We start from the raw sequence: 8,618 nt of genomic DNA on the forward strand, positions 1-8,618 counted from the left end.
GAATATAGAGTTAGAAATATGGATTTCAATTTAACCGAAGAACAGAACGCATTTGCAGATTCAGTACGCAAGTTTGCCCAAAAGGAACTGGCAGACGGCGCATTAGAACGTGCCCATTCTCATGACTATCCATGGGAAATCGCAGCCAAACTGGCAGAAATGGGCCTGATCGGTATCACTGTTAAAGAAGAAGATGGCGGTATCGGCGGGACCTTGATGGATGCCGTGATTGCCATTCAGGAACTTGCGCTGGTTTGCCCAAAAAGTGCTGACGTGGTTCAGGCGGGTAACTTTGGTGCGATCCGTACCTTCGCAGAATATGCATCCCCTTACCTGAAAGAGAAATATCTTCCAGATTTATTAGCAGGTAAAAAACTGCTTGCCTTGGGTATGAGTGAACCAGGTGCAGGTTCATCAGTGACTGAACTAAAAACCTCAGCAGTTGAAGATGGTGATCACTACATTATCAATGGTTCTAAAGTCTTCTCTACACACAGTCCACATGCAGACACTTTCCTGATCTATGTCCGCTTTGGTGAAGGTCTGGATGGTATTGGTTCAGTGATGGTTGATCGCGGTACACCAGGCTTTGAAGTCGGTCAGCCTTCTGCATTCATGAGCGGTGAAGAGTGGTGCCAGCTGTACTTTGATAACTGTCGTATCCCGAAAGAGAACGTATTGCTTGGCCCAGGCGGCTTCAAAAAGCAGATTTCAGGTTTCAATGTTGAACGTATTGGTAATGCATCACGTGCATTGGCTTTAGGCCGTCACGCTTTCAATGTGGCACGTCAGCACTGCCTGGACCGTGAACAGTTCGGTAAGCCTTTATGTGAGTTCCAGGGTCTGCAATGGAAATTTGCGGAAATGGCACTGAAGTTGGAAGGTTCACAGCTTCTTCTTTACCGTGCCGCAATTAATGCCGATGGCGGCCTACCATCAGCCTATGAGACTAGTATTGCGAAATTGTCATGCAACCTGACGGGTTGGGAAGTGGCAAACGAAGCACTGCAGGCAATGGGTGGCTACGGTTATTCAACAGAATCACTAGTTGAGTACTGCGTGAAGCGTACCCGTGGCTGGATGATTGCTGGCGGTTCAATTGAAGTGTTGAAAAACCGTATAGCGGAAGATGTATTTGGTCGTCGTTTCAATCAGCGTGCGAAGTAAAATTTAAAAAGGATTTAGAGAAATGAATTCCATGGTTAAAGAAAATAAAACGCTTTCTAATGCTTTATTGAAGCCTAAGACAGTAGCGTTGGTTGGTATTTCAGATGACATCAGCAAAACAGCTGGTCGTCCTTTACACTTTTTAAGAAATGCCGGTTATAAAGGCACAATTTACTGTATTAACCCACGTCGTGAGACCGTGCAGGGTGAAAAAGCCTATCCATCTCTTTCGGATTTGCCTGAAGTTCCCGAGCATGTTTACGTATTAACAGCAGCAGACTTGGCATTAGAAGCTGTTGAAGAATGCGGCAAACTGGGTGTGCCTGTAGTGACACTGATTGCGAGTGGCTTTAGTGAAGCTGGCGCTGAAGGGATCGAACGCGAAAACAAACTACGTGAACTTAAAGCAAAATATCAAACACGTATTTTAGGCCCATCAAGTTTAGGCTTAGTAAATCTGTATGAAGATCTATTTTTAACTGCAAATGCTGCCTTTGCTGAGCCAGGTCTGCCAAAAGGTAATATCTTCTGTGCTTCACACAGTGGCAGTATGATTGGCTCTTTGACTTCACGTGGTCGTAACCATCATACCGGCTTTTATGGCTTGGTATCAGTGGGTGGTGAAGTAGACCTGAGCGTTGGTGAAATCTGTTTAGCTACTTTGGATAACCCAGATATCCACGGTTATATGCTATTCCTAGAATCAATGCGCCATGCAGATAAACTACGTGAATTTGCAGTTAAGGCAGCTGAATTGAATCGTCCAGTTGTGGTATTCAAGCTTGGCCGTTCACAAGTCGCAGCTGATCTCGCAGTTTCGCACACTGGATCGATGGCAGGTGAGGATGCAGTTGCAGAAGCATTCTTTAAAGATTGTGGTATTGCACGTGTAGAAACCTTAGATGGCTTTTTGAATGCAATTCCGCTTCTCAGCAAAGTTCCACCACAAGCAGCCAATAAAAAACAGATTAATGTTGGTGTCTTGACGACTACCGGTGGCGGTGCTGCAATGGTGGTTGACCAGCTTGGCATCCGTAATGTTTCAGTTGTGTCACCTTCAGAAGAGACGATTGCTAAACTCAATGCACGCGGTGTAGATGTACATGCTGGCGGTATTATCGATTTAACACTAGCGGGCACCAAGTATGAAGTGATGAAAGCTGCACTAGAAGTACTTGAAGAAGCACCTGAATTTGACCTGGTATTAGTCGCTTCAGGTTCTTCAGCTCGTTATCACCCAGATCTTGCAGTTAAACCAATTGTTGACAGTATCTCAACTTACAAAAAGCCATTATTAAGTTTCCTGGTTCCTGATGCACCAGAAGCATTAAAGCAATTAAAACAGGCGGGTGTACCTGCATTCCAATCACCCGAAGCTTGTGCTGATGTAATTAATGCAGCATTTTCTCGTCGTCAGCCGATGCCAATTCCAGCGCAAGTCACTCAGCCAGCTGTATCCACTACAGTAACTTTAGATGAAGATTCTGCTTATAAATTACTTAGTCCATTAGGCATTCAAAATGCACCATACCAAGTGTTGGATGTTGCTCAACCACAAGCACTGGAAATTGCACATCCAGTTGTAGTGAAAGTCTTACATGATCAAATCAGTCACAAAACTGAAGTGGGTGGTGTGATTCTCCATGTGCAAAATGAGACAGAGCTTCAAGCAGCAATCAAGCAAATCAAAGCCAATGTTGAGAAAAACTGCCCCGATCTAACGGTTGAAAAGGTATTAGTTCAATCTATGGTGAAAGGTCTAGGTGAAGTACTTGTTGGATTTAAACGTGACAAGGATATAGGTCCAATTGTGATGCTGGCTGCTGGCGGTGTGTTAACTGAACTATATAAAGACAGCTCAATGCGTTTAGCGCCTGTAACGATTGATTCAGCTTATGAAATGATTGCTGAAGTAAAAGGCTTAAAAGCTCTGGATGGTTTCCGTGGTAAGCAGAAAGGCGATTTAAAAGCGATTGCCGAAACTGTAGTGGCTTTCTCTCAACTGGCATTGTCAGAAGAATATTACATCGAAGAAGCGGAAATGAATCCACTCATCGTAAATCCACAAGGACAAGGCGTTACAGCTGTGGATGCACTCGTACATATTGCCAAGGAAGGTTAAGTCATGACAGAAACTATTCATTTTGAAACTGAGGGATCAATTGCGGTCATCGTAATTGATAACCCTCCTGTAAACACAGGTTCATGGTCTGTGCGTAAGGGGCTGCTCGATGCAGTTGAAAAATTTGCACAGGATGAGACCCTCACAGCAGCAGTGATCATTGGTAAAGACAAAAACTTTATTTCTGGTTCAGATTTAAAAGAATTTGGGAAACCAATTACACCACCTGAATTGCCTCAAGTGATCAAGGCAATTGAAGAATGTCCAAAACCTGTGATTGCCGCGATTAGTGGTGCAACTTTAGGTGGTGGTTATGAGCTGGCACTTGGTTGTGATGCACGTTTAGCAGCAGCGAATACCTTGGTAGGTTTACCTGAGGTGACTTTAGGTATGCTTCCTGGTGCTGGTGGCACACAACGTTTACCACGTCTGATCGGTCTGGGTCCTAGTATTGAAGTGATTTGTAGCGGCAAACGTCTTAAAGCTGCTGAAGCATTCAAACTAGGTATGGTCGAAGCCATTGCTGAGGGCGACTTACGTCCATTTGCAATTGAATATGCAAAAACAGCGGTAAAAAATCCGTTATCGAAGAAAATGGTAGCAGCTGAACCTGCTGAAGAACTTGATGGCATTATTAAAAAAGCCTTGAAGTCTGGAAAAAACCGTCCTCAGGTCAAAGAAGCAATCCGTCTGATTCAAGCAACAGCGACAGTTGATTTTGCAACTGCTTTAGCCGAAGAACGTGAAGTATTCCAAAAACTTCGTGTGGGTGAAGAAGCATTTGCATTAAGACACTTGTTCTTCGCAGAAACCAGTACCAAAAAGGCTATCAATCTGAAAGAGACACCAGTTAAAGCCATTAATAACGTGGTTATTGTTGGTGCGGGTACGATGGGAACTGGTATTGCTGTTGCGGCACTAAGAGCTGGTTTTAAAGTTGCAGTTTATGACCAGTCAAAATCAGTACTAGTACAGTGCAAGTCTAAAATTGATGACATCTATGCAAAAGATGTTGCAGCTGGTCGAATCAAGCCCTCTGACCAGCTCACTCAGCTGGAACAGCTTGAACTTTCAGATCATGATTCTGTTTTTGAAAACGCTGATCTGATTATTGAAGCTATTTTTGAAAATCTGACCGTCAAACAGAATCTGATTAAACAGATTGAAAGTGTCGCTTCACCAAATACGATCATTGCCAGCAATACATCCTATATTGATTTAGATGAGATTGCCGAGGTCAGCATTCGACCAGAAAATATTGTAGGTATTCATTTCTTTAATCCTGCAAATATTATGCGGTTGGTAGAAGTGATTCACGGTAATAATACCTCTCAGGAAGTCATTGCTTCTGCATTTGCATTTGTCCAAAAGTTAGGCAAGTTACCTATTTTATGTAAAAACTCTTTTGGCTTTATTGGTAACCGGATCTATGCAGCTTACCGCTATCAATGTGAATTAATGCTAGAAGAGGGTGCATTGCCTCATGAAATTGACCAGGCAATTGAAAGCTTTGGCTTTAACATGGGACCATTTGCTGTAGGTGATTTATCCGGTCTGGATATTGCCTGGAATATGCGTAAGGCTAATGCCTCAAAACGTGATCCAAATGCACGTTATGTCGATATTCCAGACCAGTTATGCGAAGCACAGCGCTTTGGCCGAAAAACAGGTGCTGGTTACTATAGCTATGCAAATGGAAAACCTGAAATTGACCCTATCGTCACTGACATTATTCTTAAAGCTTCTGCAGCTAAAGGTATTGAACGTAAAGCCTTTACACCTGAACAGATCGTGGAACGCGTATTACTCACTATGGCCAATGAAGCTGCCTTGCTGTTGGCTGAAGGGGTGACCTTACGTATGAATGATATTGATCTGGTGATGATCAATGGCTTTGGATTCCCTAAATGGGAAGGCGGACCCGCATACTGGGCATCTAAACAAGACTTAAACTATCTGTATAAGCAACAAGAAATCCTGGAACACAATACAGGTATTGGATTTAACAAAGGAGATTTATCCATTTTTCATAAATTAGCTAAAACAGCGTAATCATCGTTTTAGTATTGAGGTGTGTGCCTATTTGCCTGACTTCGGTCGGGCTTTTTTTTTACTTGAAAGAAAGATATGAGGTCGTGATTTTTCGGAAATTCTTACTGATTTCTGCTCAATATAATCAAATTAACCAATATTGAATTACACACTAAACATGAGTGATCAAAGCAGTTTAACAATGAGTGTATTGATGACACCGGATATGGCTAATTTTTCTGGCAATGTTCATGGGGGAACAATACTCAAGTTACTAGATCAGGTTGCTTATGCATGTGCCAGTCGTTATTCGGGAACCTACGTCGTTACGTTATCTGTAGATCAGGTTTTATTTAAGGAACCTATCAAAGTGGGAGAAATGGTCTCATTTCTGGCAAATGTAAATTATGTCGGGCGAAGTTCTATGGAAATTGGTATTCGTGTTGAAGCTCAAAATATCCAAAGTCGCCAAATCAGACATACCAACAGTTGCTATTTCACTATGGTAGCAGTGGATAACAAGGGTAAACCCTCTGCGATTTCTCCCTTAAATCTTGATTCACAACTTAAGCAATGTCGTTTTGAAGCTGCCTTAAGACGTAAAAAATTACGACTCCAAAATAATTGAATTTACTCAAAGACGCATATCTAAAAAAGGATTTATGATGAAAAATGCATATATCATCGATGCCATCCGCACACCATTTGGCCGCTACGCTGGTGGCTTAGCACCAGTCCGTGCGGATGACCTAGGTGCATTGCCAATCAAAGCTTTGATCGAACGTAACCCGAGCATCAACTGGGAAAAAGTAGATGATGTGATCTATGGCTGTGCCAACCAGGCGGGTGAAGATAACCGTAATGTTGGTCGTATGTCAGCTTTGCTTGCTGGCGTGCCATATCAAGTACCTGCAACAACGATTAACCGTTTATGTGGTTCATCACTTGATGCTGTAGCAATTGCAGCACGTGCAATTAAAGCCGGTGAAGCAGATCTGATCGTGGCTGGTGGCGTGGAATCTATGTCTCGTGCACCACTAGTTATGGGCAAGTCAGATACCGCTTATGGCCGTAGCCAAAAGATTGAAGACACCACTATGGGCTGGCGCTTCATCAATCCAAAACTGAAAGAGCTGTATGGTGTAGAAACCATGCCACAGACTGCGGAAAACGTAGCAGAGCAGTTCAATATCAGTCGTGAAGATCAGGACAAATTTGCTTTAGCCAGCCAGCAACGTACGGCTGCGGCCCAAGCACGTGGCTTTTTTAATAATGAGATTATTCCAGTCGTAATTCCACAGCGTAAAGGTGATCCAATTGTTGTTGATAAAGATGAGCATCCTCGTGCTTCAACCACACTTGAAGGATTAAACAAGCTTAAACCTGTAGTAAAAGCCGACGGTACTGTGACTGCAGGCAATGCATCAGGTATTAATGATGGCGCAGCAGCTCTACTGATTGCTTCAGATGAAGCGGTTGAAAAATACGGATTAAAACCACGTGCCAAAATCATTGGTGCAACTGTCGTAGGTGTTGAGCCACGCATCATGGGCTTTGGTCCAGCACCAGCGATCAAAAAACTGCTTGATCAAACTGGTCTGACTATAGATCAGATGGATGTCATTGAACTTAACGAAGCCTTTTCAGCACAAGCTTTGGCTGTAACTCGTGACTTGGGGCTTCCTGATGATGCTGCCCATGTTAACCCGAATGGTGGCGCGATTGCGATTGGCCATCCACTTGGTGCCTCAGGTGCCCGCCTGGTGACGACTGCTTTAAACCAACTTGAAGCCATAGATGGAAATTATGCACTTTGCTCAATGTGTATCGGCGTGGGGCAGGGAATTGCCTTGATCATCAGCAGAAAGTAAACAACGCTTTTGGAAGATTTCTAGAATTTCTAGAGATCTTCTCTCTCATTATGATTTTCAATTTAAATCATAAATAAATGATTGATATTTATTTAAAAATAATCAATCAGCTTTTTGAAATACTTCAAAAAGTCACGGATGAACTTTATACAAATATTGGAGATTTTTATGCGCTTGGTTGTAAATACCCTTGCACTCACGGTGATGACTTGTCTGTTTAACAATGCTTATGCTGGCACAACTGAACAGCAACAGATACAAGAGCTTAGGGCTGAACTAGAAGTACTAAAAACAGCGATTCAAAAGCAGAACAATACTGAAGTACACACAACCACAGCACTTCAGACTCAAGCCAGTCTTCCAGTAGTAGCAAACGTTCCGAAGAAATCTGAAGATTCAGTATTAAAATGGAAATCAAAGAACGGAGCAGAAGTAAATATTTATGGTTTTATTCGTGCTGATGCTGCCTATCAAATTGAAGGTGCAAAAGGCATGTTTAATAGCATCAATAGCGTGGTGCTGGAAGGGGAAGCCAATAAGAAATCCACTGAAGATCGCTTGGATTCAACATTAACAACTACCCGTATAGGCTTGGATTTTAAGGCTCCAGTTCAGGATGCTGATGTCGGCGGTAAAGTTGAAATCGATTTCCGTGGTGGTACAGATAAGGATACAGTCCGATTACGTCATGTCTATATGACTTATAACAACTGGTTAATCGGTCAAACGACCTCGAATTTTTTGTCGACTGAAACATCACCAGAAATGCTCGATTTTAATACTCCACTTGGAGGAGGCACAACGCGTACTCCAATGGTGCGGTACACGGAAAAAGTAAATCCTAATACCCAGTATTTTGTCGCATTAGAAAAAGGCAATGATGAAAACAGATTACCTGCAGCTACGGCAAAATTAAGCTATAAATTTGCCGAAGGTGCTGGACTAGTCACTGCACGAGGACTCTTACAAGAAGTACGAGTTCGTGAGTTGAACGATGAAACAGAGCTAGGTTGGGGGATTGGCCTAGGGGTGAATTATAAGCCAGATAATCAGCTTATTCTGAATGCTAATTACTCGCATGTCTCTGGGGATAATAAGTTCTTACTATATACCTCAGATAATAAGCGCTATGTTCAACATGGAAGTGATATAGAACTGATTGATTTTGATGCTTTCACATTGGGTGCAACGTATAAATTTACGCCTCAGATCAGAAGTACTTTAGGCTATGGCTCGGTAATTTATGATGATAAGAATGCCAATGGGAATGATCATCTCCAGCAAGGTTGGTTAAATGTTATGATGTGTGCTGAATTAACAGGATACTTCCACTTGGTAGATTCTATGCAGCCAACTTGTAAAAGTCTGCTGCCATTTGATTTGGTGTTTTAAAATCTAATCCTTTTTGAATTCTCTGCTGATTATAA

5 protein-coding genes and 1 pseudogene are annotated in these 8,618 nt (G+C 42.5%); all 6 read left to right on the plus strand.

Translation table 11 applies throughout. The annotated features are described in order from the left end of the window. Positions 1–18 precede the first annotated feature (18 nt). Positions 19–1,167: an acyl-CoA dehydrogenase family protein gene (locus tag KUG37_RS05475; RefSeq protein ID WP_216937296.1), complete on the plus strand. Its 1,149-nt coding sequence runs from the start codon at positions 19–21 to the stop codon at positions 1,165–1,167. A 22-nt stretch (positions 1,168–1,189) separates the two neighbouring features. Next, entirely contained in the window at positions 1,190–3,289 is a 2,100-nt protein-coding gene (locus tag KUG37_RS05480; protein ID WP_216937294.1) for an acetate--CoA ligase family protein, read from the plus strand. A gap of 3 nt (positions 3,290–3,292) precedes the next feature. Next, the gene (locus KUG37_RS05485; RefSeq protein ID WP_216937292.1) at positions 3,293–5,341 is read left to right on the plus strand and encodes a 3-hydroxyacyl-CoA dehydrogenase NAD-binding domain-containing protein; all 2,049 of its coding nucleotides are present in this window, start codon (positions 3,293–3,295) and stop codon (positions 5,339–5,341) included. Positions 5,342–5,498: 157 nt separating this feature from the next. Continuing rightward, a complete protein-coding gene (locus tag KUG37_RS05490) occupies positions 5,499–5,948 on the plus strand; it encodes an acyl-CoA thioesterase (RefSeq protein WP_216937289.1) in 450 nt (149 codons plus the stop codon). 37 nt (positions 5,949–5,985) lie between these two features. Continuing rightward, positions 5,986–7,191: a 3-oxoadipyl-CoA thiolase gene (pcaF, locus tag KUG37_RS05495; RefSeq protein WP_216937288.1), complete on the plus strand. Its 1,206-nt coding sequence runs from the start codon at positions 5,986–5,988 to the stop codon at positions 7,189–7,191. Positions 7,192–7,395: 204 nt separating this feature from the next. Continuing rightward, positions 7,396–8,493, plus strand: a pseudogene (locus KUG37_RS05500) (DcaP family trimeric outer membrane transporter); the annotation flags it as partial. Positions 8,494–8,618: the final 125 nt, after the last annotated feature.

The sequence above is a fragment of the Acinetobacter sp. BY419 genome, from assembly GCF_019038395.1.
Classification (GTDB): Bacteria; Pseudomonadota; Gammaproteobacteria; order Pseudomonadales; family Moraxellaceae; genus Acinetobacter.